Raw genomic sequence first — 22284 nt, forward strand, 5'->3', positions numbered from 1 at the left:
ATGATCGACACACTCCTCGCCGGGATCATCCACGGCAACACCTACGCGCTCGTCGCGATCGGACTCTCGCTGATCTTCGGCGTATCCAATGTGGTCAACTTCGCCCAGGGGTCGGTCTTCGCGGTCGGCACCATGTCCGGTTGGTGGCTCATCGCCGAGCAGCACTGGCCGCTCTGGGCGGCGATCGTCGGCGTCTGCGCCTTCACCGCCGTCCTGGGCCTGGCCGTCAACCTGCTCGCGGTCCGGCCGCTGGCCAAGGTTCCGCCCATCGCCGCGCTGCTGGCCACGTACGCGGTGTCGGTGGTCCTGGACAACCTCTCCCAGGTGGTGTTCGGCCCCGACACCCGGCGGTTCCCGCAGGCCCTGGACACCCTCAACTTCCATGTGGGGGGCTTCCGCTTCGGCACCCTCGACGTGGTGATGTTCGCGGTGAGCGTCGGCTGCATCCTGCTGCTCGGCGGCTTTCTGAAGTTCACGAAGTACGGGCAGGCCATCCGCGCCACCGCCCAGGACTCCGACGCGGCGCTCCAGATGGGCGTGCCCGTCGGCAGGGTGCGGAACCTGTCGTTCATGCTCGCCTCGGCGCTCGGCGGCCTGGCCGGTGTCCTGGTCGGCATGTACAACAGCAACGTCTCGCCCAGCGCCGGTACGGCCGCGGGTCTGACCGCCTTCACCGCCGCCACCCTGGGCGGCCTCGGCAATCTGCCCGGAGCCGTGCTCGGGGGACTGGCGCTGGGCATCGTCGAGGCCTTCGGCATCTCCTACTGGGGCGCCGGTGTCGACAACCTCATCATCTTCGGCGTCCTGTTGCTCGTGCTCTGGGTCCGGCCCGGGGGACTGCTGGGCAAGGTGCCGCTGATCTCCGCGGAGCCGCTGACGGGGACGTTCCTCGGCGGCGGCCGGCCCTTCCGGCTGCGGTGGTGGCAGGCCCTGGCCCTGGTCGGGGTCGCCGCCGGCGTCGTGCCCTGGGTGGCGGACGACTACCAGCTCACGACCGGCACCCAGGTGCTGATCTTCGCGATCCTGGCGCTCTCCCTCACCCTCGTCTCCGGTTCGGCGGCCCAGGTCTCCCTCGGCCAGGCCGGGCCCATGGCGGTGGGCGCCTACACCTCCGCGCTGCTCGTCGGCGAACACGGCTGGCCCTTCCTGGCCGCCCTGTTCGCCGCCGGCCTGGCCGCCGCGGTGGTCGGCACCCTGCTGATGTCCCCGACGTGGCGGCTCAGCGGCCACTACGTGTCCATCGCCACCCTCGGCATCGGCGCCGTGACCGTGGCCGCGATCCTCAACCTCGACTGGCTGACGCACGGCCCGCTGGGCATCACGGCGATCCCGCCGCCCAGCCTCTTCGGCCACCAGATCATCACGCCCACGGACACCTATCTCCTCGACCTGACCGTGCTGCTGGTCGCGCTCGGCCTCGTCGTCCGGCTTCAGAAGTCCTTCCTCGGCACCATCTGGTCGGCGGTCGGCGCGGACGAGACGGCGCTCAGCGCCTCGGGCCTGCGCCCGGCCGACTACAAGGCGCTCGCGTACGCCGTAGGCGCCTTCGTCGCCGGGCTCGCCGGAAGCCTGCTGGCCCACCAGTACAGCTACCTGGACCCGACGATGTTCAGCCCGGACCTGTCCATGCTCGCCCTGACCATCATCGTGCTCGGCGGGATGAACAGCCCGTTCGGCGCCGTGCTGGGCGCGGTGGTCCTCGTGGGCGCCCCCGAGTTCCTGCGGATGGCGCAGGACGCCAGACTTCTGACCTACGGAGTGCTCTTGCTGCTGCTCATCCGGTTCCGGCCGCAGGGCCTGTGGGCGAGGCGGGCATGACGGCCGAACACCCTCCCCTCCCCGCGCCCGTACTCGAGGTCGCCGGCCTCGCCCGCTCCTTCGGCGCCGTACGTGCCGTGAACGGCGTCTCGTTCCAGGTCCGGCAGGGCGAGGTGGTCAGCATCATCGGCCCCAACGGCTCCGGCAAGACCACCACGCTCAACCTGCTCGGCGGGCTGCTCACCCCCGACAGCGGCGAGATCCGGCTGCACGGCCGCCGCATCGAGCGGCTGCCCGCCGAGCGCAGGGCGGAACGTGGCATCGCCCGCACCTTCCAGAACGGGCGGGTCTTCGCGAGCCTGCCCGTCGCGGACAACGTCAACGTCGGCCAGTACGCCAAGCTGACGCGCACCCGGCCCTTCGCCCGGCTGCGCCACCTGCCCGTGCTGCGCTGGATCCCCCTGCTCGCCGAGCTGCTGCTGGCCCTCGTACAACCCCCGGCCGTGCGGCGCGAACGGTCCGAGGCCGCGGCGCGGACCGAGGCACAGCTCGCCCGCTTCGGGACCCGGCTGCTCCCGCGCGCCGACCACCGCGCACACACCCTGTCGTACGCCAACCGCCGGCGCACCGAGATCGCCCGCGCACTCGCCCTCGAACCGACGCTGCTGCTCCTCGACGAGCCGACGGCCGGGATGAACCAGACCGAGACGGCCGAAGTGCTCGATCAACTCCTGGAGTTGAAGGCCGAAGGGCAGACGATCGTGCTGGTCGAGCACAAGATCGACCTGGTGATGACGGTCTCCGACCGGGTGATCGTGATGGACGAAGGACAGGCGATCGCCGCCGGGACACCCGCGGAGGTCCGCGACGACGAGCGGGTCGTCGAGGCCTACCTCGGCCGCCGCCGTGCGCGACGCGAGGAGGCATCCCGATGAAGGCCACGGCCCCGCCGCTGCTGGAACTGAAGAACGTAGACGTCTTCTACGGCCCCTCACAGGCCCTGGCCCAGGTGTCCCTGGAGGTCGGACCCGGCGAGATCGTGTCCCTGCTCGGCGGCAACGCCTCCGGCAAGTCGACCACCATGAAGACCGTCCTCGGCCTGCTGCGCCCGGCCGCCGGCCACGTCCTGCTGGACGGCGAGCGGATCGACACCCTGCCTCCCCGGGCCCGGGTGCGCCGCGGCATCGCCTCCGTCCCCGAGGCCCGACGGGTCTTCACCGGTATGACGGTCGAGGAGAACCTGCACCTCGGCGCCTTCACCCGCAGGGGGCGCGGCGAGATCCGTGAGGACATCGAGCGGCTCTACACATCCTTTCCGCGCCTCGCCGAACGCCGCACCCAGCACGCCGGCACCCTCAGCGGCGGCGAACAGCAGATGCTGGCCTTCGCCCGGGCGCTCATGAGCAGACCGCGACTGATCTGCATGGACGAACCCACGATGGGGCTGTCCCCGCTCTTCGTCGACCGGGTGCTGGACATGATCGCCGACATCAACCACTCGCTGGGCGTCGCGGTGCTCATCGTCGAGCAGAACGCCGAACTGGCCCTGTCCATCGCCTCCCGCGGCTATGTGCTGCGCACCGGATCGATCGTGCTGCACGGGCGGGCGGGCGCGCTGCTCGACGACCCGTCGGTCCGCGAGTCCTACCTCGGAAAGGCCACCTGATGCCGGTACGAAACCCCTTCCGGCTGGGCGTCTTCACCCGCCTGGTCGACGACATCCCGCCCGCCGAGCTGTACGCACGGGCCCTGGAGCTGTTCACCGCCGCCGAGGAACTCGGCTTCGACACCGGCTGGGTCGCCCAGCACCATCTGCGCGACCAGGGCGGGCTGCCGTCGCCGCTGGTCTTCCTGACGGCCGCCGCGGCCCGCACGACACGGCTGCGGCTCGGCACCGGGATCATCACGCTGCCCCTGGAGAGCCCGTTCCGGCTCGCCGAGGACGCGGCCGTGCTCGACGCGCTCAGCGGCGGACGGCTGGAACTCGGCTTCGGCACGGGCGGCGGCGACCTCGTGTTCTCCGTCTTCGGCCGACGGGCCGAGGACCGCCGCGACACCTACGAACGGGCTCTGAAGGTGGTGCGCGACGCGCTGTCCGGCAAGGAGCCCGTGCCCGGCGCCCCGCCCCTCTTCCCGCCCGCCGACACCCTGGGCGACCGGCTCTGGGAGGCCACCTTCGGGGTGGCGGGGGCGATCCGGGCCGCGCGGAACGGCAGTGGTCTGCTGCTCGCCCGTACCGCGCTCAGCCCGGTGCCGGACGGCCGGCCGGAGCCGCCCCGCGTACCGCTCGGCGACGCGCAACACCCCCTGGCCTCGGCCTACCTGGAGCACTGGGCGCGGCCGGATGCCGCTCCCCGGATCGGCCTGTCCCGGTCGGTGTACGTGGCGCCGAGCCGCGCGGAGGCGCTGGCGGACGCCGAGGACGGCTTCCGCCGGTTCGCCGCGACGGCAGGCGAGGCCGCGGCCCGCCGCACCCAGGACGACGCCCATGTCGGCAGCGCCCAGGACGTCATCGCCTCGCTCGGCGCCGACCGACTGCTCCCGCTGGCCAGTGACCTGATCGTCCAGGTCCACTCGATCGACCCGTCGCACGAGAAGACGCTCCGGTCGCTGGAGCTGATCGCCACCGAGGTCGCCCCGGCGCTGGGCTGGCGGCCCGGCCGTGACAGTGGCGACGGGGCCCGCGCCGACCCGGAAACCGCCCCCGAGCGCGGCGCCACCACAACCCATTCCCTCCCCGAGGAAGGCCACCCACGATGACCACCCCATCCGGGACACCCACCGATCTGATCGGCACACTGCTCGCCATCGACCCCGGCTCACCGCTGGCGCGGCTGCGCGCCCGCCGGCCGGAGGCGACCCGTCACACGCAGGGCAGCTACGACGCGCTGTTCGCACCCGCGGCCCCCGCCACCTCCGTGACCACCACCGAGCGGTTCGCGGCCGCGCTGCGGGTGGCGCGGCTGCACGGCGACCAGGTCCTGGCCGAGCACTACACCGGGCAGCTGCTCGGTGCGGGCGGTGCGGGCGGTGCGGGCGGTGCGGGCGGTGCGGGCGGTGCGGGCGGTGCCGACGGTGTGACGAAGGAGCTCGTGGCGGCCGTCGAGGACGTCCGGCCGCTGCGCCCCGCCACCGAACCGTCCGCCCCCGACCCGCTGTCCGACCGGCTGCGCGCCATCCTCGCCCACACCGACCTGCTGGTCCTGCGCCCCGCGGCGGCCACCCCCGCCGACCTGGACGCCCTGGCCGAGGCCGGGCTCGACGCGGCAGCGATCATCACGGTGTCGCAGCTCATCGCGTACGTCAGCTTCCAGGTCCGGCTGCTCGCCGGCCTGGCGCTGATCCGCGGGGACGAGCGGCCCGCGCCGGGCCCCGCGCGCGGCCCGCTGGACGCACCCCGGACCGGATTCACCCAGGAACAGCTGGGCTGGACGCCCTGGCTGGAGCCCGTCGCGGTCGAGGACGTGACGGACGAGCAGCGCGCGGTCCTGCCCGGACAGCGCCTCCAGTCCCCGTACTTCCGGCTGCTCGCCCTGGACCCGGCGGTGCTCGGTGAGCGCACCGCCACCGACAACGGCATCTTCTACACCCGGGGCGGACTGCCCCGGCAGGAGCGCGAACTCGCCGCCACCGTGACCTCGCGGGTGAACGGCTGCGTGTTCTGCGCCTCGGTGCACAGCCGCTTCGCCTCCCAGCTCAGCAAGCGGGACGAGGATGTCCAGCGACTGCTGGACGAAGGCGTGGACACCCCGCTGGACGACCGCTGGCGCGCCATCACGGACCTCTCGGCGGCACTGACCACGACACCGCCGACGGCCGACCGCACCCACATCGCCGCCCTGCGCGAACTCGGCCTCGACGACCTGGACATCCTCGACGCCACCCAGGCCGCCGCGTTCTTCGCCTGGGCCAACCGCCTGATGCTCACCCTCGGCGACCCCGAACCGCCCGCGCAGCCCTGAACCGAAAGAGGTACGGACATGCCACCCACCGCCACAGCGAACACGACCCGCAAGAACAACGACGAAGGGCCGCGGACAGCGGACCAGTTGCTCGACACCGCCCCCGACCCGCGGCCCGGACTGCGCGCCTATCTCGAGGTCAAGCGCGCCGCGCTGCTCGCCAAGCGGGAGGCCGAGCGCGCCGGCTCCGTGACCGAACCGAACCGGCTGCGCGCCAGGACCAAGGCCGAGGAGCGCAGCGGCGTACGGCGCATCCGCATCCGCCACCACCAGATCCTCAGCGACTCCCCGCCGGACTTCGCCGGTTACGACCTCGGGCCCGCCTCGCCCGAGATCCAGCTCGGCGTACTGTCCAGCTGCCTCACCCACATCTTCCTCATCCAGGCCGCCGACCTGCGGATCCCCCTGGACTCCCTCGAGGTCGAGGTGCAGGCCGACCAGGACCCGCGCGCCGGAGCGCCCGGGTTCGAGCAGGTGCCGATCTACCCGCACAACATCTCGTACACCGTGCACATCGCCTCACCGGCCACCAAGGCGCGCATCCGCGAGCTGCACGAGACGGTCGAACGCAAGTGCCCGATCTACAACCTCCTCGTCAACCCGCAGAGCGTCACCGGCCGCGTGGTCCTGACCGGCAGTCCGGAGGAGATATGACGGCCTCCCGTATCCGGCTCGGCTTCCTCACCCACGCGAACGGCCCCGTCGACACGCGGGAGACCTACCGGGGCCTCCTGCGCCTCTTCCGGGCCGCCGACGAACTCGGTTACGACACCGGCTGGATCTCGCAGCACCACTTCCAGGACGACTACGGGCGCGTTCCCTCGCCGCTGCCGTTCCTGTCGGCCGTCGCCGCGCAGACCAGCCGGATCCGGCTGGGCACGGCGGTCGTGATCGCCCCCTTGGAGGACCCCGTACGGCTCGCCGAAGACGCCGCCGTCGTCGACGAGATCAGCGAGGGTCGGCTCGAACTCGGCCTCGGCAACGGCGGTTTCGGCCCCGAGGCGGAAAGGGTCTTCGCGGCATTCGGCATCGACCCGGCACGCCGGCGGGAGCGTGGCTCGCAGGTGCTCGACCGGACGCTGCGTGCCCTGCGCGGCGAGCCGCTGGGAGACCGCCCGGACGGCCCGGTGCTCCAGCCGCCCGTCCCCGGGCTGGCCGACCGGGTGTGGTGGTCCTCCGCCAATCCGCGCGGTGGCGCGGAGGCCGGGATCCGGGGCGCGGGACTGCTGCTGGCGCGCCGCGCGCTCGGGGTGCCGGGCCCGACCGATCTCGACCAGCTGCGCGTGGTCGAGCCCTACCTGGAACAACTGGCCGCGGGGCCCGGAGTGGCGCCGCGTATCGCCGTCTCGCGCGGGCTGTTCGCCACCAAGGACCCCGCGGCGAGCGAAGAGGAGTTCCGGCGGATCGTCCGCCGCTATCTCGAAGGCCCCCTCCGCAACGGAGAGTTCCCGCCCGGCCTCGGCTTCGACGACTATCTGGCGCGGTCCAACTTCTTCCACGGCCATCCGGAACAGATCGCCGAGCAACTGAACCGCGACCGGATCCTGGCGTACACGACCGAGCTGATCGTGCAGGTCCACTACGGGGCGACGGTGGAGGAGTCGCTGCGCAACCTGGAGCTCATCGCGACCGAGGTCGCCCCGCTGCTGGCCCCTGTGGGCGCGGGGGCGGGCGGGGAGGTGCTCCCGTGACCACCGGGACGAGGGTGGCGCCACCCGACACCCGCCGTGCCGAGCAACCGGCGGAGCGGAAGACGGGTCCCGCCGGTACGCGCCGACGCGTCGTCCGCCGGCCCGATCCGCTGCCGTGGCTGCTGCCGCTCGGCGTGCTCGGGATGTGGCAGCTGGCCTCCTGGAACACCTGGATGGATCCGCTGCTGCTGCCCTCGCCCGGTGCGGTGGCCCGTGTCCTGTGGGACTCCGCCCGCGACGGCACTCTCGGCACCGACCTGTCCGCGAGCACCGAGCGCTGGGCCTCCGGCTTTCTGATCGGCGCATCGCTGGGACTGCTGCTCGGCTCGCTCGTCGGCCTGTCCACGCTGTCCGAGCGGCTGCTCGACACCTCGGTGCAGATGCTGCGCACCGTACCGGTGTCCGGCCTGTCGCCCCTGCTCATCGTCTGGCTCGGGCTGGACGAGGCGCCGAAGGTGGTGCTGGTCGCGGTGGGCAGTTTCTTTCCGGTGTACATCAACACGTTCGGCGGCATCCGCAACGTGGACCGCAAACTCATCGAGGTGGGACGGGTGTTCCAGTGGAACCGGCCCACCGTGCTGCGCCGGATCGTCCTGCCCGCGGCGCTCCCGGAGATCCTCAACGGCATCCGGTACGCGCTCGGCGTCGCCTGGGTGCTGCTGGTCCTCGCCGAACTCCTGGGGGCCACCTCCGGGCTGGGCTTCATGCTCAACCAGGGACGCGAGCTGTCGCGGGTCGATGTCGTGATCGCGGCGCTGCTGGTCTTCGCCGTCGCGGGCAAGGCCGTCGACCTGCTCGTACGAGCCGCGGAGCGACGGCTGCTGCGCTGGCGCGACCTGCACACGGGAGCGTGATCCGGGCCATGAGCATCGCCTTGTCCCTGCGCGGCTACGGCCGTACGTTCACCACCCCGGCCGGTGCCCTCAGGGCCGTCGACGGCGTCGACCTGGACATCGCGCCTGGCGAGTTCACCGCCCTGGTCGGGCCGTCCGGCTGCGGCAAGTCGACCATCCTGCGGGCCGTCGCGGGCCTGGACACCCGGGGTGAGGGGGAGGTGTCCGCGGGCGGTGAACCGGTCACCGGGCCGCATGCCTCGCGCGGCCTGGTCTTCCAGGAACACCGCCTCTTCCCGTGGCAGTCCGTCGCCAAGAACATCGGTGCCGGGCTGCGGGGTGACCGCGCGGCGCGGGAGCGACGGGTGGCCGAACTCGTGGAGCTGGTCGGCCTGGAGGGCTTCGCCGACGCCTACCCCGGCCAGCTGTCCGGCGGCATGGCGCAGCGCGTGGCCATCGCACGCGCCCTGGCGCCCTCTCCTGACGTCCTTCTTCTGGACGAACCCTTCGGCGCACTCGACGCGTTCACCCGGATCCGGCTCCAGGACGCCCTGCACGACATCTGGGCCGCCCATCACGTCACCGCCGTCCTGGTCACACACGACATCGACGAGGCGGTCGCCCTCGCCCAGCGCGTCGTCGTCCTCGACCCCCGCCCGGGGCGTGTGCGGCGCGTCCACGAGATCGACCTGCCCTACCCGCGGGACCGGGCCTCGGCGCGCTTCGCCGAGCACCGCTCGGCACTGCTCGGGGACTTCGCCCTGAGCGGCCTCTCCCGACCCCCCGACTTCCTCAACTCCGATTCCCCACGCCCCGAATCCCCACGCACCGAATCCCCACGCACCGATCCTTCCGAGGAGAAGCACCATGCCTGACCTCTCTCTGTCCCGGCGCGGGCTGCTGCGAGCCGCGGCGGGCGGCGCCGCCGCGACATCGCTCGCGGCGTGCGGGCCCGGCGCCGCGGCCTCCGGCTCGGCGGCAAAGGGCGTCGCGGGGCAGCTCAGGATCGGATTCCAGCCGCCCTACATCGTGATGGACGTGCTTCAGAAGCAGAAGACCCTCGCCTCGGCGCTGCGCGGCGACGGCACCGACGTCTCGCTCAAGGTCCTCGACCCGACCGTCATCCAGCAGTCGGTGGCCGGCCGCGCACTCGATCTCGGGGTCGGCGGGCTGGGGCCGATCCAGCTCTCCGGCCAGCCGTTCACCGTCGTCGCCCTCGTCGAACACAGCCCGCGCACCCAGGCGTTGCTGGTCCGCAAGGACTCCGGGATCAAGAGCGTCACCGATCTCAAGGGCAGGAAGCTCGGCTCCTACGGCACCACGATCAACGCCAACCTGTTCGTCCTCCGCGCGGCGGAGAAGGCCGGAATCGACACGGACGAGATCAAGTTCGTCCCCCTCACCACCGACCAGATCACCGCCGCCCTGCTGTCCGGCTCCGTGGACGCCGTACAGACCTGGGACCCGTTCGTCGCCCAGCTCGAGGCATCCAAGCGCACCCGCACGCTGCTCACCGGCCAGGGCCTGGTCGAGAACTACGTGGTGATCTACGGCCACCGGGACTACGTGAAGAAGTACCCGAAGACCATAGCCAAGGCGCTCCGCACCTATCGCAAGGCGCTGACCTGGGTCAACGCCCACCACGACGAGGCGCTTCGGCTTTTCGCCTCCGCCAACAAGCTGGACGCCGAGGTCGCCGCGCTCACCTTCCGCCGCCGTGAGTATCTGCTCTCGGCGCCCAACGAGCGCTTCCTCTCCGATCTGAAACGCCAGGAGAGGGAGCTCAAGGCGTCCGGCGTCCTGACCAAGAGCGTCGACTGGGACGCGGCGATCGACCACACGATCGCCGCGGAGGCCCTGGCCACGGAGCGTTGACGCAGGCCGGCTGCCTCAGCAAGATCAGTACGTCACCGGAGACGGCCGGTAGCATGGGGAACGAATATCCTTATATGTCCTGGTTGATCGGCTGGACGTGCTCACGTACCTGTTGTCGGTGCTGGCGGCCTGCGCCAACGCCATCTCCTCGGTGTTGCAGCGCAAGGCGAACCGTGAAATGCCTCCCGAATTGGCACTGCGGCCCAAACTCATCGGCGAGCTGTTGCGTCAGCCGGTGTGGCTCGCCGGGTTGGCCGGGGTCGTCGTCGGCTTCCTTCTCCAAGCCGCCGCGCTCGGCCGTGGTGAGCTGTCCGTGGTGGAGCCGATCCTGGTCTGTGAGCTGCCACTGACCCTGTTCCTGGCGGCACGGGTGTTCCGCGCGCCGCTGAGGCCGCGGGAGGCGGGCGCGGCTCTCGGTATGGCGGCGGGGCTGGCCGGGCTGCTGTTCTTTCTCGCCCCGTCCGCCGGGCACGCACAGGAGGTGCCGTGGTACGAGTGGCTGCTGGCGGGCGCCGCGACCATGGTGGCGACAGCGGCGGCGTTCGAGTGGGCGCGGCGCGGCCGTGTCGCCCGGGATCAGCGGGAAGGCAGCGCGCGGCGGGCCGCGGGGTTCGGCATGGCGGCGGGGTGCCAGTTCGGTCTGACGGCGGCGTTCATCAAGGCGGTCACGGTCCGGTTCGGCGAAGCGGGCATCGCCGGCGTGTTCACGGGATGGGAGCTGTATTGCATGATCGTCTGCGGCGCGCTGGCGATGTTCCTGCTCCAGTCGGCGATGCACGCGGGTCGGCTGGTCGCCGCGCAGCCGGCCCTGACGCTGACCGATCCGCTGGTGTCCGTCCTGTGGGGCGTCACCGTCTTCGGGGAGATGGTGCGCGGTGGCCTCTATCTGCTGTTCGCCGCGGCCAGTGGCCTGCTCCTGGCCGCCTGTGTGGTGATCCTGTCGCGCTCGCCGGCGATCGGTGAAGCGGAGACCCGACCGCTTCGAGGAGGCTGACCGGACGTGTCGGGCGCGGTCTACGCATTTGGTCTCGCCGCCGCGTGCCTGCTGGGGCTCGGCTTCGTACTCCAGCAGCACGCCGCGCAGCGCGCCCCGCTCGCCGACATGCTCTCCTTCCGGCTGCTGCTCGACCTGGTGCGGGACCGGACATGGCTGGCCGGCATCGCCTGCATGGTGGCCGGGCAGATCTTCGGCGTCTTCGCCCTCGCGAGGGGGCATGTCTCCAGCGTCGAGCCGCTGCTCGCCACCAACCTGCTCTTCGCCGTGATCCTCGCCCGGTGGCTCAGCGGTCAGCGCCTGGGCTGGTCGGGGTGGATCGGTGTGGCCCTCCTCAGCGGAGGGGTGACGGCGTTCATCGTCGCCGCACAGCCGAAAGGGGCCACTGCCCCCATCGGCGGGGTCCGGCAGGTGCTCGTCATCGCGCTCCTGCTCGCTTCCTCGCTGATCCTGGTCATCATCGCCAAGCACCTACGGCTGATCAAGGAACCACCGCTGTTGGCCGCCGCCGGGGGCCTTCTGTACGGCATCCAGGACGCGCTGACCCGCATGTCGACCGGCATCTTCTCGGCAGGCGGTCTCCTTGCGCTGGTCACCACCTGGCAGCCCTACGCGGTCGTGGCACTCGCCGTGACGGGACTGATGCTCGTGCAGAGCGCCTTCGAAGCGGGACCGCTGCGCATGTCGCTGCCGGCCCTGACGGCGGCGGAACCGATCGCGGGCATCGCCTGCGGCATCGGTCTCCTCGGGGATCAGCTCCGCGTCACCCCCACCGCGCTGGCCTGGCAGGTCGGCGGCCTCATCGCCGTGGTCATCGGGGTCCTGCTGCTCGGCCGGCACCCCGCGATGCCGACCGGCAGGTCCGATCCAGGGTTGACGGTGGCGAGTTGAGTCGTTACGGTCCCAGCGATCCAGTGCGCCGTGGGTGCTCCGCTCTCCAAGGCGACCCTTCCGTTCTTCCCGTATCGAAGACAAGTCCGCAGGCACTGCCGTGGTTGGGAGCGCTCCCAAGGGTGGCGGGGTTACGCCGTCCACCGAGGCAGCGCAGACCGACGCCAACATCCAGGAGGCGGAACAAATGGTGCTACCTCGGAATGAATCCGCGGCCAGGGGGCTGGAATCCCCGAGCCGGAGGTCTGTTCTGGCGACGATCGGTGCCCTGCCGGTCCTCATGGCCGCGACACCGGCCGTGGGGGCATCCGCAGCGGCGGCTGCCCAAGTGACCGTCGACCCGTCGGCGGAGCGGCAGACGATCCGGGGCTTCGGCGGCATGAACCACACGCTCTGGATCAGCGACCTGACGCCCGCCCAGAGGGACACGGCATTCGGCAACGGCGAGGGCCAGCTCGGGTTATCCGTGCTGAGGATCCCCGTCCATGAGAACCGGGCGGACTGGAGCCGTGAGGTGGCGACGGCGAGGCGTGCGGTCGAGTACGGGGCGACCGTCATCGCGTCGCCGTGGAATCCCCCCGCACAGATGGTCGAGACCTTCGTCCATGGCGATCAGTCCAACGCGAGACGGCTGCGGTACGACATGTATGGCGCTTATGCGCAGCACCTGGACGACTTCTACAGGTTCATGAGGGACAACGGGGTGAACCTGTATGCCATCTCGGTGCAGAACGAGCCCGATTACGCGCATGACTGGACGTGGTGGACTCCGAGCGAGATGGTCCGGTTCCTGCGGGACAACGCCGGCTCGATCGGTACCAAGGTCATCGCGCCGGAGTCCTTCCAGTATGTGAAGAGCTTCTCGGACCCGATCCTCAACGACGCAGGAGCCCTCGCCAACCTGGACATTCTCGGGGCTCACCTCTACGGCACCCCGTACCAGAACTTTCCCTATCCCCTCTTCAAGGAAAGAGGGAGGGGCAAGGAACTCTGGATGACCGAGGTGTACCACCCCAACAGCAGCGATTCGGCCGACCTCTGGCCCCAGGCGCTCGATGTGGGGGAGCACATCCACCGCGCCCTGGTGGATGCCGAGTTCCAGGCGTATGTGTGGTGGTACATACGGCGTAGCTACGGCCCCATGAGGGAAGACGGGCGCATCAGTAAGCGCGGCGCCAACATGGCGCACTTCTCGAAGTTCGTCCGCCCGGGGTATGTGCGGATCGATGCGACGTCGAATCCCCAGTCGAATCTCTATGTCTCGGCGTACAAGGGAGGTTCCAAGGTGGTCATCGTCGCCATCAACAAGGGGACCTCGGCGGTGAGTCAGCCGTTCACCCTGGTGAACAACACCTCGTCCAGCGTGTCGCCCTGGTTGACGGACGCAAGCAGGAACCTCGAACCCCGGGGTGCGATCAACGTGTCCAATGGCTCCTTTACGAGCGAGCTTCCCGCCCGGAGCGTGACCACCTTCGTGACCGGGTGAGGCAGACCACCCTCAGGGCCTGCTCACACAGATCAGGGTCTGCTGCCCGTTGGCGATGAGTTTCCGCCCGCCGTCCTGGGCCGCGAACACCTCCAACTGGCAGACGGTCAGGGTGCGGCCGGACTTCAGGACGGTCCCGACCGCCTCGAGGTGGTCGCCGAGGGCGGGCGCGAGGAGGTTGATCTTGTACTCGACGGTGAGCACCTCGGTGTCCTCCGGGAACAGGGTGAAGCCGGCGTAGCCGCCCGCGGTGTCCGCGATCGCGCTGGTGGCGCCGGCGTGGAAGTAGCCGTGCTGCTGGGTCACCTCGGGGCGGGCCGGGAGCACGATGTGGACGCGGCCCTGCGCGATGTGTGTTATCCGCGCACCGAGGTGGCTCATCAGCCCCTGCCGGGCGAAGCTGTCCTGGATGCGCTTCCGCGTCTCGGGGCTCGCCTGTTCCCGGTGCGTCCGGTCTTCCACGTGTTCTCCTCCTGCGGACATCGCATGGTTCGTCGTGAGGGAAGACTAGTTGCGACCTCGTCGAAAGTGTTCGCATGGCTACTCAGCGATCGAGCAGTCCACTTTTTCGTGAGTGGCTCTGTCCCACCCGTATCGGCATCCATTGGGATGGACATGCTTCCGCCGATGCTGCCGAAAGGGCCCACGATGACTATTCCGCGCGCACGCTCGTTTGCGCAGGTCGACGTGTTCTCCACGAGCCCCTGTCGAGGCAACCCGGTGGCGGTCGTCCTTGACGGTTCGGACCTGACCGACGAGGAGATGCAGCGCCTGGCGAACTGGACGAATCTGTCCGAGACCACGTTTGTGCTGCCCCCCACCACTCCGGAGGCGGACTACCGGCTGCGCATCTTCACGCCCCAGGGCGAACTGCCGTTCGCCGGGCACCCCACCCTCGGCTCCGCACGCGCGTGGCTGGACGACGGCGGCACACCGCACCACGCCGACCGCATCGTGCAGGAGTGCGGCGCCGGCCTGGTCGGTGTGCGCCGCGGCGACGGCACTCTGTCCTTCGCCGCGCCGCCACTCGTCCGCGGCGGTGCGCTCGACGGCGAATACCTGAACGAGATCGTCGCCGCGTTCGGCATCACGCGTGACCGTGTCCTCGCCCACCAGTGGGTCGACAACGGCCCTGGCTGGGCCGTGATCCAGCTGGCCACGGCCGACGAGGTCCTGGCCCTCGAACCCGACCTCTCCCTCATCCCGACCGCGATGGTCGGCGCCATCGGGGCCTACCCCGACGGCTCCGACCACGACTTCGAGATGCGCACCTTCGCCCCCCGCTGCGGCGTGGCCGAGGACCCCGTGTGCGGCAGCATGAACGCCTCTGTGGGGCAGTGGCTCACCGCCACCGGTGCCGCGCCCGCCACCTACCGGGTCTCCCAGGGAGCGCGCCTGGGCCGGGCCGGGACCATCGAGATCACCGCCGACGCGGACGGCACCGTCTGGGTCAGCGGCGCCGCCACCACCTGTATCCGCGGCACCATCACCTTGTGACCGGCGATGGCTGCCTCGCCATCAGTCGCCCCGGACGGGTGAGGCGGCGGACGTGAGCCGGCGCTCGGCGATCTGCTGGGCTGCCCGCAGCGGGGTGACGCCGGTCGGGCGAGCCAGGTCGAGAACGTGGCCGACGGTGTCGCCGATACCCTCCACCCGCTTCTGGGCGGCCTCGTGGCTGTGGTTCTCCGATTCCCGGCTGAGCGCGTAGACGATGCCGCCGGCACTGGCGACGTAGTCGGGGATCCAGACGATGCCACGCTCCGCGAGGGCGTCGGCGACGGACTCCTCGGTGAGCTGGTTGTTCGCCGGGCCGACGACCAGCGGCGCGGTGAGCCGGGGGACGGTCGCCGCGTCGAGTACGCCGCCGACGGCCGCCGGGACGAGGATGTCGGCCGGCGTGGACAGGGCCTGATCGGGCTCGACCCATCCGTATCCGCTCGACAGGGCGGCGTCCCTGCGGGACTGTTCCACGTCCGACACCACGACGTGTGCACCCTCGGCGGCCAGGTCGGCGGCGATACCGCTGCCGACCGACCCGAATCCGCTGATGACCACCGTGCGGCCGGTGCAGGAGGCGTCGCCGAACACATGCCGGGCGCCGGCGTGCAGGGCGGCCAGGACGCCGGTGGCGGTGGGGCCGCCGGAATTCCCGGTCCCGCCGTGCTCCTCCGGCGCGCAGTACGCGTACGGCGAGAAGCGCCGCAGGACCACCATGTCCTGCGGGCCGGTGCCGATGTCGGGGCCGGTCCGGTACGACCCCTGGAAGGAAGCGATCAGCTCGCCCAGGTCCTCCAGCGCGGCCTCGCGCAGGCCCGCGGTGAGTTCGGTTTCCTTGTCGAGGGCGATCACGCTCTTGCCGCCCCCGAAGTCCAGACCGGCCACCGCGGCCTTGTAGGTCATGGCCTCCGACAGGCGCAGCGCGTCGGCCAGACCGTCCTGCCAGCTGTCGTAGCGGCGCAGCCGGCAACCGCCGACCGCCGGGCCCAGGGCCTGGGAGTGGACAGCAACGATCAGTGGCAGCCCGGAGCGGCTTCCGCGGCGGACGACCACCTCTTCATGTGCAAATGCTTGGCTCATGCAGGCGAAGCTAGAGTGAATGCACGGATCGTCGGCCGAGTGCCGAATCAAATTCGGCAGAGGAATCATGGAGGTAATCATGGACGAACTTGATTCGGCGATCGTGCACCACCTACAGGCCGATGGCCGGCTGTCCAACCGGGCCCTCGCCGAGAAGCTCGGCATCGCACCGTCCACCTGCCTCGAACGCACCAGGCTGCTGCACAAGCGCGGCATCATCCAGGGGTACCGGGCCGAGGTCTCTCTGCGCGCGCTCAACCGCTCGGTCCAGGCGATGGTGTTCACCCAGGTCCGGCCTCTGCGCCGGGATGTCGTCGCCGCCCCGCTGCCCCAACGCCCGGAACTCCGCCCGCAGACGTGAGCCGCGGATCGGCCATGCCGGTGCTGGCGGCGCTCCTGGACCGCTCGGTCGAGCAGATCGCGGAGGCCGCGGCGGATGTCCGTTTCTACGACCGGGAAACGATCCGCGCGGTATCGGATGTGTGGGACAACAACCTCTTTCCGCTGTTCCGGGCCGCGAGCACGGCTCATGCCCACAAGCGTGAGCGTCGGGCTCTCGCCGCGTTGGAGTGGATGGCCGACTTTGGCGAGGGGCGGCGCAGATGGATGACCGAGCAGGCCGCGATCGCGGGGTACGAACTTGAGTCGCTCCTGCCGCCGGCCGAGCCGGACACGCCAGGCCGCGACGACTGGGGGCACGTCATGCCACCGTTCTGCCGGCTCACCCGGCAAACCGTGGACGATCTGGTCCCCGACTACGACCTGGCGACGGCGACCGTCCGCCGCCTTCGAGTGGAGCGCGCCGGTACGCGCTTGACCGCCTTCCTCCAGTTGCTCGCTCCCCGCAGGTACGCCGTCGACGAGAGCACGCCCGAGCGACCTCCCCTGCTGAAGGTGGCGTTGGAGGGCGTCTCCGACGCCGTATTCGACCTCTCCGACACGCGAGGGGCGGCCCTGGACCCCGGAGTGGGCGGGATCGAGATATCTCTGGGCTCGGGCGGCCGGCTCCGCGCCGCCGGCGGCGAGTACTGCCTCGACGACCGCTCATGGCATCTCTCGGCCGCCGGCCGGCGCGCTGACGCCGTCACCCCGCCCCGCACCGGCCCGTCGGACCGCCGACGACAGCCGTCCGCCGGACACCTGGGTGCCGACGCCTATGCTGCCGCCACCCTCCTGCACCACGCCATGCTGGAGCTCCGCTCGGTGCGTTACACCGCCCGTGCTGATCATGTCCCGGTGCTCGGCCTGTGCCGGGCTTTCTCGGGAGCGGGTGAAGCGATCCTGGCCGCGGGATCGCGACGCGGTGCCCGCCGCCGTGCGGCGGCCTTCCGTGACGTGATCCGAACCTGGACCGACCGAGCTGTGGAACGAACGCCACCTTCCCGCACCGACAGCTCACCCGTGTTCGGCACGCCCTCGCAGGCAGTTCTCGTCTCGGCCGCCTGGACAGCGGCCTACGACGACTACGGGACAGAACGTCCGGCCGACGCGCAACTCCAACTCGCCCTGCCGCCCCGCCCCGACGAGCCCCCCTCGGCACCCTGGCGGCTACGCACCGTCAGCTGTACCGAGCCCGAGGCCTTCCGCCTTCACGCCGACGCCTTCCAAGGCCCCGGTCAACTCACCCCGAGCGGGGAGCCCACCGCCGCCTGCGGCCTCGACCTGCACCACAGGGCCATGTTCATCGCTGCTCGAGATGGCTGGAGAGCGTCAGCCGGCTGAGCCTGCGCGGTGCCATCATGTCCGACTGCTGTGTGCGTGTCGGCCTCGCCCTCGTGTCCTCTTGCGCTCCCGTGTCATGATACAACCAGCATCCAGATGATGAAGTCATCGGGAAAACATGAGCATCGGAGATCGCGTGGGGCACGATATGACCTGGTCCGAAACCCATACGACGGACACCAGTCTGTTGGTGCTGCACGCCCTGCGTTGCGTCGGCGCCGCCAGCCTCGCCCGTCTCCACTTGGCCACGGGACTCGGCGAGTTCGACGTCGAGTCCGAGCTCATCGATCTCGGGGCCGAGGGCCTCGTGGCGCGGATGTCCGGCGACATGTCCTTCTGGATGCTCACGGACGCCGGCCGCGCCGCGGACGCCGGGCGAATCACCGACGAACTCGAATCGGCCGGCGCCCGCGGAGCCGTTCAGGCGGCATTCGAGCGGTTTCTCGTTCTCAACCCTGAGCTGCTCGACCTCTGCACGGCATGGCAGCTCCGAGCCGTCGACGGCGTCATGAACGCCAACGACCACAGCGACCCCGCCTACGACTCCCGGGTCCTCGACCGATTCGCCGATCTCGACCGGCGCGCCGCCCCTGTCTGCGACGAGCTGTCCGCGGCGCTGTCGCGATTCGGCCGTTACCGCGACCGCCTCGCGGGAGCGCTCGACCGCGCCGCCTCCGGCGCGCTGGAGTATGTGACCGACAGCACCGCCTCGTACCACACCATATGGGCGGAGCTGCACGAAGACCTGCTCGTCACCCTCGGGTTGCCGCGATGAGGTGGATTCGCGCGATCTCCGCCGAGGTCGAGGAGACGGCGGAGACGCTGGGTGGCAAGGCACTTGGCCTGGTCCTTCTGCACCGTCTCGGGTTGCCGGTGCCCGCCGGGTTCGTCATCACCGCGGACGCATGCCGTGCCTTCCTGCGGGAAGGACATCTGCCCGACGGACTCGGCGACGAGCTCACGACGGCCATCGCCGGTCTCGAACGCTCCACCGGGCGTGCCTTCGGCCGGCCGAGGAGACCGCTGGCGGTGTCCGTGCGCTCCGGGGCCGGTGTGTCGATGCCCGGCATGATGAGCACGGTCCTCAACCTCGGCCTCACGACCGAAGCCACCGAGGGCCTTGCCGCCGAGACGGGCGACCGGCCGTTCGCGCTGGACTCGCGGCTGCGCTTCCTGTCGAGCTTCGCCTCCGCGGTCACGAACGCGGTCATGAACGAGGGCGCGGGCGACGTGGGAGCCGCCCACGGGGGAGGGGCCAAGGACGCGGAAGCGCGCCTCACCGAGGAGATGAAGGCGGTCGAGGACTTCGTCCGAGAACGGTGCGGACAGCCGATCCCCGACGACGCGACCCGTCAGCTGGCGTTGGCGGTCGAGGCCGTGTTCTCGTCCTGGGACACACCACGCGCACACACCTATCGCGCGTTGCACGACATCCCGCACGACCTCGGAACGGCCGTGATCGTCCAGAGGATGGTGTTCGGGAACCGCGACGACCGCAGCGGCACCGGAGTCGCGTTCAGCCGCGATCCCAACACCGGTGAGAACACCCCCTTCGGCGACGTCCTGTTCGGACACCAAGGAGAGGACGTCGTCTCCGGCAGATCGATGCCCCGGCCGCTGCGCGAACTCGCCGAGCGGGAGCCGGCGGTGTGGGCGGAGCTGCTCGACGCCCTGCGCCGGATCGAGGGGCACTACCGCGACGCCTGCTACGTCGAGTTCACGTTCCAGGCCGGCGAGCTGTGGATTCTTCAGGTCCGGCCCGGCCGGTTCGTCGGAGGCGCCGCGGTGCGCGTGGCCACCGAACTCGCCGACGAGCGCGTCATCGAACGCCACGAAGCGCTCCTCAGAGTCTCGCCGATCCATCTCCGGCAGGTCCGCACACCACGTATGGCGTCGCCCGAGGAGGCCGATGTCTTCGCCCGGGGTCTCGGCGCCTGCCCCGGTGTCGCGGTCGGCCGGGTGGCGACCACGGCGGACCGGGCGGTACGCATGGCCGAAGGCGCCCCGGTCATCCTGGTGCGCCCCGAGACCTCTCCCCATGACATGCACGGCCTCGCCGCCGCCGCGGGAATCGTCACCGCTCGCGGCGGGCCGGCCAGCCACGCCGCGGTCGTCGCGCGATCCATGGGAAAGCCCGCGGTCGTGGGCGCCGCCGACCTGACCGTCGATGTCGGCAACGGCACCGTGACGGCCGGCGGGCGCACCCTCGGCGACGGCACCCTCGTGACCATCGACGGGACCAGCGGCGAGGTCGCCCTCGGCAGCCACCGCGTCATCACGAACGCGGCCGACGAGCGCCTCCACCGACTGCTCGAATGGGCCGACGCCACCTCGGGGGACCACTCCGAACGCGACGAATCCCAGCGGCTCGAAGCGGCCCATGCCGCACTGCGATCCTCCCGCGCCTGATGACAGGCAAGACCCCGAAAGGAGATCGGCGATGCCGACTCGGCACGTATATCTGGCAAGGCACGGCGCGGCGGACCCGTTCGGCGAGCTGACCGACGTCGGGCAGCGGCAGTCGGAACTGCTCGGGCGGCGCCTGGCCGGACTTCCGATCGACGCGGTGTGGCATTCCCCGCTGCCCAGGGCAGTGCGGTCCGCGCGGATCGTCGGCAGGCACCTTCCGGAGGCCACCGTGCGGGAAGCGGCCGAACTGGTCGATCACGTACCGCATGTACCGGACGAGGCGCCACCGGCGTGGGCGGCGTTCTTCGACGGGTACGACGCCGAGGAGGCCGCGGCGGGCTCACGCCTCGCCGATGCCCTCACCGACAGATTCGCGCGCCCCGCCGAAGCCGAGACGCACGAGGTCCTGGTCACCCATGCCTATCAGGTGGCCTGGCTGCTCCGGCACGCCCTCGACGCGCCACCGGTGCGCTGGCTGGGGCTGAACTGCGGGAACACGGCACTGACGGCGATCGAGTACCGCGATGGCATGGCGCCGACGGTGGTGCTGTACAACGACATGGGCCACCTGCCGGCCGAGCTGCGATGGACGGGGTTCGGGAACGGGACGCGGCCATGAAAGGCAGCGTGACCGCTGCGTTCAGCCCGGGTGGGACGGTCATCACCGGGCGCCGACGGCGGGCGGGACGGCGTCGAGGTCGGCGAGGTCGGCCGGAGACAGCCGGAGATCTGCCGCACCCGCGTTGTCGACGAGGTATGCCGGGGTCTTGGTGCCGGGGATGGGCACGACGTGTGGGCCCTGGGCGACGAGCCAGGCGAGGGCGACCTGCGCGGGAGTGGCTTCGACCCGGTCGGCGACTTCGCGGACCTTGGCCGCGATGGCGAGGTTGGCCCGCAGGTTGTCCTGCTGGAAGCGTGGCAGGCGTCGCCGGTGGTCGTTGTGCGGCAGTTGGTCGAAGGAGGTGAAGCGGCCGGCGAGGAAGCCGCGGCCCAGTGGCGAGTACGGCAGGAGGCCTATGCCGTGCTGTCGGCAGTAGGGCAGGACCTCGGCCTGGACGCCGCGGGTCCACAGGGAGAACTCCGACTGCACGGTGGTGACCGGGTGCACGGCCCGGGCGCGCTGGATCTGCTCGACGGTGACCTCGGACAGGCCCAGATGGCGGGCCTTGCCGGCGGCCACGGCCTCGGCCATGGCGCCCCAGGTTTCCTCGATCGGGACCTGGGGGTCGACGCGGTGGAGTTGGTAGAGGTCGACGTGGTCGGTGTTCAGGCGGCGCAGGCTGGCGTCGATGGAGGCACGGATGTGCTCGGGACGTCCGTTGCCGGCGAGGATGGGAAGGTTGTCGGGGCCGCCGGTGGGGTCGACGACCACCCGGCCGACCTTGGTGGCGAGCACCGCGCGGTCGCGCCGGCCGGTCAGGGCCCGGCCGACGAGTTCCTCGTTGGTGTGGGGACCGTAGACATCAGCGGTGTCGATCAAGGTCACGCCCAGGTTGAGGGCCTGGTGGATGACGGAGACCGACGTCGCTTCATCGCGCGGGGCGGCCATGTCGTAAAGGAAGCTCATTCCCATGGCGCCCAGGCCGATGACGCCGACCCGCGGTCCGCGGGTGCCCAGAGTGGTGTTACGCATGCTGTGTTCTGCCTTCGTACCGGATCGGGGGTTGTTTCGAAGCCCGGCCGCCCGGGCCGCGGACCATCGGCGACATCAGTGCTCGCCGAGGCGGGAGACCTGGTAATGGCTGATGAACCAGCCGGCTTCCGAGCGCTTCAGCAGGACGAGGAGGTTGACGCCGATCGTCGGCCGGTCCGTGAACGAGAAGTCGACGGCCAGGTAGCCGAGCACGATGTCTTCGGAGAGGCGCCTGCTCTCCACAATCCGGTAGGCGGCTGACAAGCCCAGGGGCTGGGACGCGTAGTAGTCGGCGACGCCCTGCCTGCCCACGCTGTAGGGATGCAACCCCTGGAAGATCGCGTCTTCGGTGAAGAGGGACGCGACCCGATCGGGCTCGTGGTTGTCGACGCCCGCCTTCCACCGGCCGAGCACGTCATGCAGGATCGCTTCGGTGTCCGTCATGCCTGTTCT

General features: G+C 70.8%; 23 protein-coding genes. 19 read left to right on the forward strand and 4 right to left on the reverse strand.

The window, feature by feature from the left end; all coding sequences use genetic code 11:
* The 13 genes from ACH4S9_RS26305 (at window position 1) to ACH4S9_RS26365 (ending at window position 13490) form a co-directional block, all read left to right on the forward strand.
* On the forward strand, window positions 1-1818 hold the full coding sequence (locus ACH4S9_RS26305) for an ABC transporter permease (protein ID WP_311721889.1): 1818 nt from the start codon (window positions 1-3) through the stop codon (window positions 1816-1818).
* Window positions 1815-2693 carry an ATP-binding cassette domain-containing protein gene (locus ACH4S9_RS26310; protein WP_311721890.1) on the forward strand — a complete coding sequence of 293 codons (879 nt, stop codon included), beginning with the start codon at window positions 1815-1817 and terminating at the stop codon, window positions 2691-2693. The genes ACH4S9_RS26305 and ACH4S9_RS26310 overlap by 4 nt, the downstream gene beginning before the upstream one ends.
* Window positions 2690-3424 (forward strand): ABC transporter ATP-binding protein, encoded by a 735-nt coding sequence (locus ACH4S9_RS26315; protein WP_398374064.1) that lies wholly within the window; start codon window positions 2690-2692, stop codon window positions 3422-3424. The genes ACH4S9_RS26310 and ACH4S9_RS26315 overlap by 4 nt, the downstream gene beginning before the upstream one ends.
* Window positions 3424-4518 (forward strand): LLM class flavin-dependent oxidoreductase, encoded by a 1095-nt coding sequence (locus ACH4S9_RS26320; protein WP_398374065.1) that lies wholly within the window; start codon window positions 3424-3426, stop codon window positions 4516-4518. Before ACH4S9_RS26315 ends, ACH4S9_RS26320 begins: the two co-directional genes overlap by 1 nt.
* Window positions 4515-5720 carry an alkylhydroperoxidase domain protein gene (locus tag ACH4S9_RS26325; RefSeq protein WP_398374066.1) on the forward strand — a complete coding sequence of 402 codons (1206 nt, stop codon included), beginning with the start codon at window positions 4515-4517 and terminating at the stop codon, window positions 5718-5720. Before ACH4S9_RS26320 ends, ACH4S9_RS26325 begins: the two co-directional genes overlap by 4 nt.
* 18 nt (window positions 5721-5738) lie before the next feature.
* Window positions 5739-6374, forward strand: coding sequence for an OsmC family protein (locus tag ACH4S9_RS26330; protein WP_398374067.1), 636 nt, complete (start codon window positions 5739-5741; stop codon window positions 6372-6374).
* The gene (locus tag ACH4S9_RS26335; protein WP_398374068.1) at window positions 6371-7411 is read left to right on the forward strand and encodes an LLM class flavin-dependent oxidoreductase; all 1041 of its coding nucleotides are present in this window, start codon (window positions 6371-6373) and stop codon (window positions 7409-7411) included. Before ACH4S9_RS26330 ends, ACH4S9_RS26335 begins: the two co-directional genes overlap by 4 nt.
* Window positions 7408-8265, forward strand: a complete 858-nt coding sequence (locus ACH4S9_RS26340; RefSeq protein WP_398374069.1) for an ABC transporter permease — start codon at window positions 7408-7410, stop codon at window positions 8263-8265. The genes ACH4S9_RS26335 and ACH4S9_RS26340 overlap by 4 nt, the downstream gene beginning before the upstream one ends.
* Before the next feature lie 8 nt (window positions 8266-8273).
* The gene (locus ACH4S9_RS26345) at window positions 8274-9119 is read left to right on the forward strand and encodes an ABC transporter ATP-binding protein (RefSeq protein ID WP_398374070.1); all 846 of its coding nucleotides are present in this window, start codon (window positions 8274-8276) and stop codon (window positions 9117-9119) included.
* Window positions 9112-10119 carry an ABC transporter substrate-binding protein gene (locus ACH4S9_RS26350; protein WP_385344014.1) on the forward strand — a complete coding sequence of 336 codons (1008 nt, stop codon included), beginning with the start codon at window positions 9112-9114 and terminating at the stop codon, window positions 10117-10119. The genes ACH4S9_RS26345 and ACH4S9_RS26350 overlap by 8 nt, the downstream gene beginning before the upstream one ends.
* A 97-nt stretch (window positions 10120-10216) precedes the next feature.
* Window positions 10217-11113, forward strand: coding sequence for a DMT family transporter (locus ACH4S9_RS26355; RefSeq protein ID WP_311721901.1), 897 nt, complete (start codon window positions 10217-10219; stop codon window positions 11111-11113).
* A gap of 6 nt (window positions 11114-11119) precedes the next feature.
* A complete protein-coding gene (locus tag ACH4S9_RS26360; protein WP_398374071.1) occupies window positions 11120-12004 on the forward strand; it encodes a DMT family transporter in 885 nt (294 codons plus the stop codon).
* Between the two features lie 280 nt (window positions 12005-12284).
* Window positions 12285-13490: a glucuronoxylanase gene (locus tag ACH4S9_RS26365; RefSeq protein ID WP_398374072.1), complete on the forward strand. Its 1206-nt coding sequence runs from the start codon at window positions 12285-12287 to the stop codon at window positions 13488-13490.
* A 12-nt stretch (window positions 13491-13502) separates the two neighbouring features.
* On the opposite strand, the gene ACH4S9_RS26370 is transcribed toward ACH4S9_RS26365, so the two are convergent.
* Window positions 13503-13973 (reverse strand): PaaI family thioesterase, encoded by a 471-nt coding sequence (locus ACH4S9_RS26370; protein ID WP_394816680.1) that lies wholly within the window; start codon window positions 13971-13973, stop codon window positions 13503-13505.
* Between the two features lie 165 nt (window positions 13974-14138).
* On the opposite strand from ACH4S9_RS26370, the gene ACH4S9_RS26375 reads away from it, so the two are divergent.
* Window positions 14139-14987, forward strand: coding sequence for a PhzF family phenazine biosynthesis protein (locus ACH4S9_RS26375; RefSeq protein WP_398374073.1), 849 nt, complete (start codon window positions 14139-14141; stop codon window positions 14985-14987).
* Between the two features lie 21 nt (window positions 14988-15008).
* On the opposite strand, the gene ACH4S9_RS26380 is transcribed toward ACH4S9_RS26375, so the two are convergent.
* Entirely contained in the window at window positions 15009-16067 is a 1059-nt protein-coding gene (locus ACH4S9_RS26380) for a Glu/Leu/Phe/Val dehydrogenase dimerization domain-containing protein (RefSeq protein WP_398374074.1), read from the reverse strand.
* Between the two features lie 79 nt (window positions 16068-16146).
* Here ACH4S9_RS26380 and ACH4S9_RS26385 point away from each other — a divergent pair, with 79 nt between their 5' ends.
* The 5 genes from ACH4S9_RS26385 to ACH4S9_RS26405 all read left to right on the forward strand — a co-directional run bounded on the left by ACH4S9_RS26385 (window position 16147) and on the right by ACH4S9_RS26405 (window position 20817).
* The gene (locus ACH4S9_RS26385) at window positions 16147-16428 is read left to right on the forward strand and encodes an Lrp/AsnC family transcriptional regulator (RefSeq protein ID WP_398374075.1); all 282 of its coding nucleotides are present in this window, start codon (window positions 16147-16149) and stop codon (window positions 16426-16428) included.
* Window positions 16425-17789, forward strand: a complete 1365-nt coding sequence (locus tag ACH4S9_RS26390; protein ID WP_398374076.1) for a hypothetical protein — start codon at window positions 16425-16427, stop codon at window positions 17787-17789. Before ACH4S9_RS26385 ends, ACH4S9_RS26390 begins: the two co-directional genes overlap by 4 nt.
* Before the next feature lie 148 nt (window positions 17790-17937).
* Entirely contained in the window at window positions 17938-18564 is a 627-nt protein-coding gene (locus tag ACH4S9_RS26395) for a transcriptional regulator (protein WP_361182422.1), read from the forward strand.
* A complete protein-coding gene (locus ACH4S9_RS26400) occupies window positions 18561-20198 on the forward strand; it encodes a pyruvate, phosphate dikinase (RefSeq protein WP_398374077.1) in 1638 nt (545 codons plus the stop codon). The genes ACH4S9_RS26395 and ACH4S9_RS26400 overlap by 4 nt, the downstream gene beginning before the upstream one ends.
* A gap of 31 nt (window positions 20199-20229) precedes the next feature.
* A complete protein-coding gene (locus tag ACH4S9_RS26405; protein WP_398374078.1) occupies window positions 20230-20817 on the forward strand; it encodes a histidine phosphatase family protein in 588 nt (195 codons plus the stop codon).
* 42 nt (window positions 20818-20859) lie between these two features.
* Here the strand turns inward: ACH4S9_RS26405 and ACH4S9_RS26410 are convergent, their stop codons facing one another.
* The gene (locus tag ACH4S9_RS26410; RefSeq protein ID WP_398374079.1) at window positions 20860-21831 is read right to left on the reverse strand and encodes an aldo/keto reductase; all 972 of its coding nucleotides are present in this window, start codon (window positions 21829-21831) and stop codon (window positions 20860-20862) included.
* Window positions 21832-21906: 75 nt separating this feature from the next.
* Complete coding sequence (locus ACH4S9_RS26415) at window positions 21907-22275, reverse strand: hypothetical protein (RefSeq protein WP_385343988.1); 369 nt, start codon at window positions 22273-22275, stop codon at window positions 21907-21909.
* Window positions 22276-22284: the final 9 nt, after the last annotated feature.

It is taken from the genome of Streptomyces sp. NPDC021225 (assembly GCF_044332865.1).
Taxonomy (GTDB): domain Bacteria; phylum Actinomycetota; class Actinomycetes; order Streptomycetales; family Streptomycetaceae; genus Streptomyces.

Excerpts from the sequence above, each read along its gene's own strand:
- ACH4S9_RS26315 (WP_398374064.1), top strand. The coding sequence starts at position 2,690 with ATGAAGGCCACGGCCCCGCCGCTGCTGGAACTGAAGAACGTAGACGTC.
- ACH4S9_RS26345 (WP_398374070.1), top strand. The coding sequence starts at position 8,274 with ATGAGCATCGCCTTGTCCCTGCGCGGCTACGGCCGTACGTTCACCACC.
- ACH4S9_RS26325 (WP_398374066.1), top strand. The coding sequence starts at position 4,515 with ATGACCACCCCATCCGGGACACCCACCGATCTGATCGGCACACTGCTC.
- ACH4S9_RS26330 (WP_398374067.1), top strand. The coding sequence starts at position 5,739 with ATGCCACCCACCGCCACAGCGAACACGACCCGCAAGAACAACGACGAA.
- ACH4S9_RS26400 (WP_398374077.1), top strand. The coding sequence starts at position 18,561 with ATGAGGTGGATTCGCGCGATCTCCGCCGAGGTCGAGGAGACGGCGGAG.
- ACH4S9_RS26365 (WP_398374072.1), top strand. The coding sequence starts at position 12,285 with ATGGCCGCGACACCGGCCGTGGGGGCATCCGCAGCGGCGGCTGCCCAA.
- ACH4S9_RS26410 (WP_398374079.1), bottom strand. The coding sequence starts at position 21,831 with ATGCGTAACACCACTCTGGGCACCCGCGGACCGCGGGTCGGCGTCATC.
- ACH4S9_RS26380 (WP_398374074.1), bottom strand. The coding sequence starts at position 16,067 with ATGAGCCAAGCATTTGCACATGAAGAGGTGGTCGTCCGCCGCGGAAGC.
- ACH4S9_RS26335 (WP_398374068.1), top strand. The coding sequence starts at position 6,371 with ATGACGGCCTCCCGTATCCGGCTCGGCTTCCTCACCCACGCGAACGGC.
- ACH4S9_RS26320 (WP_398374065.1), top strand. The coding sequence starts at position 3,424 with ATGCCGGTACGAAACCCCTTCCGGCTGGGCGTCTTCACCCGCCTGGTC.
- ACH4S9_RS26395 (WP_361182422.1), top strand. The coding sequence starts at position 17,938 with ATGACCTGGTCCGAAACCCATACGACGGACACCAGTCTGTTGGTGCTG.
- ACH4S9_RS26350 (WP_385344014.1), top strand. The coding sequence starts at position 9,112 with ATGCCTGACCTCTCTCTGTCCCGGCGCGGGCTGCTGCGAGCCGCGGCG.
- ACH4S9_RS26305 (WP_311721889.1), top strand. The coding sequence starts at position 1 with ATGATCGACACACTCCTCGCCGGGATCATCCACGGCAACACCTACGCG.
- ACH4S9_RS26375 (WP_398374073.1), top strand. The coding sequence starts at position 14,139 with ATGACTATTCCGCGCGCACGCTCGTTTGCGCAGGTCGACGTGTTCTCC.
- ACH4S9_RS26385 (WP_398374075.1), top strand. The coding sequence starts at position 16,147 with ATGGACGAACTTGATTCGGCGATCGTGCACCACCTACAGGCCGATGGC.
- ACH4S9_RS26310 (WP_311721890.1), top strand. The coding sequence starts at position 1,815 with ATGACGGCCGAACACCCTCCCCTCCCCGCGCCCGTACTCGAGGTCGCC.
- ACH4S9_RS26370 (WP_394816680.1), bottom strand. The coding sequence starts at position 13,973 with ATGTCCGCAGGAGGAGAACACGTGGAAGACCGGACGCACCGGGAACAG.
- ACH4S9_RS26405 (WP_398374078.1), top strand. The coding sequence starts at position 20,230 with ATGCCGACTCGGCACGTATATCTGGCAAGGCACGGCGCGGCGGACCCG.
- ACH4S9_RS26415 (WP_385343988.1), bottom strand. The coding sequence starts at position 22,275 with ATGACGGACACCGAAGCGATCCTGCATGACGTGCTCGGCCGGTGGAAG.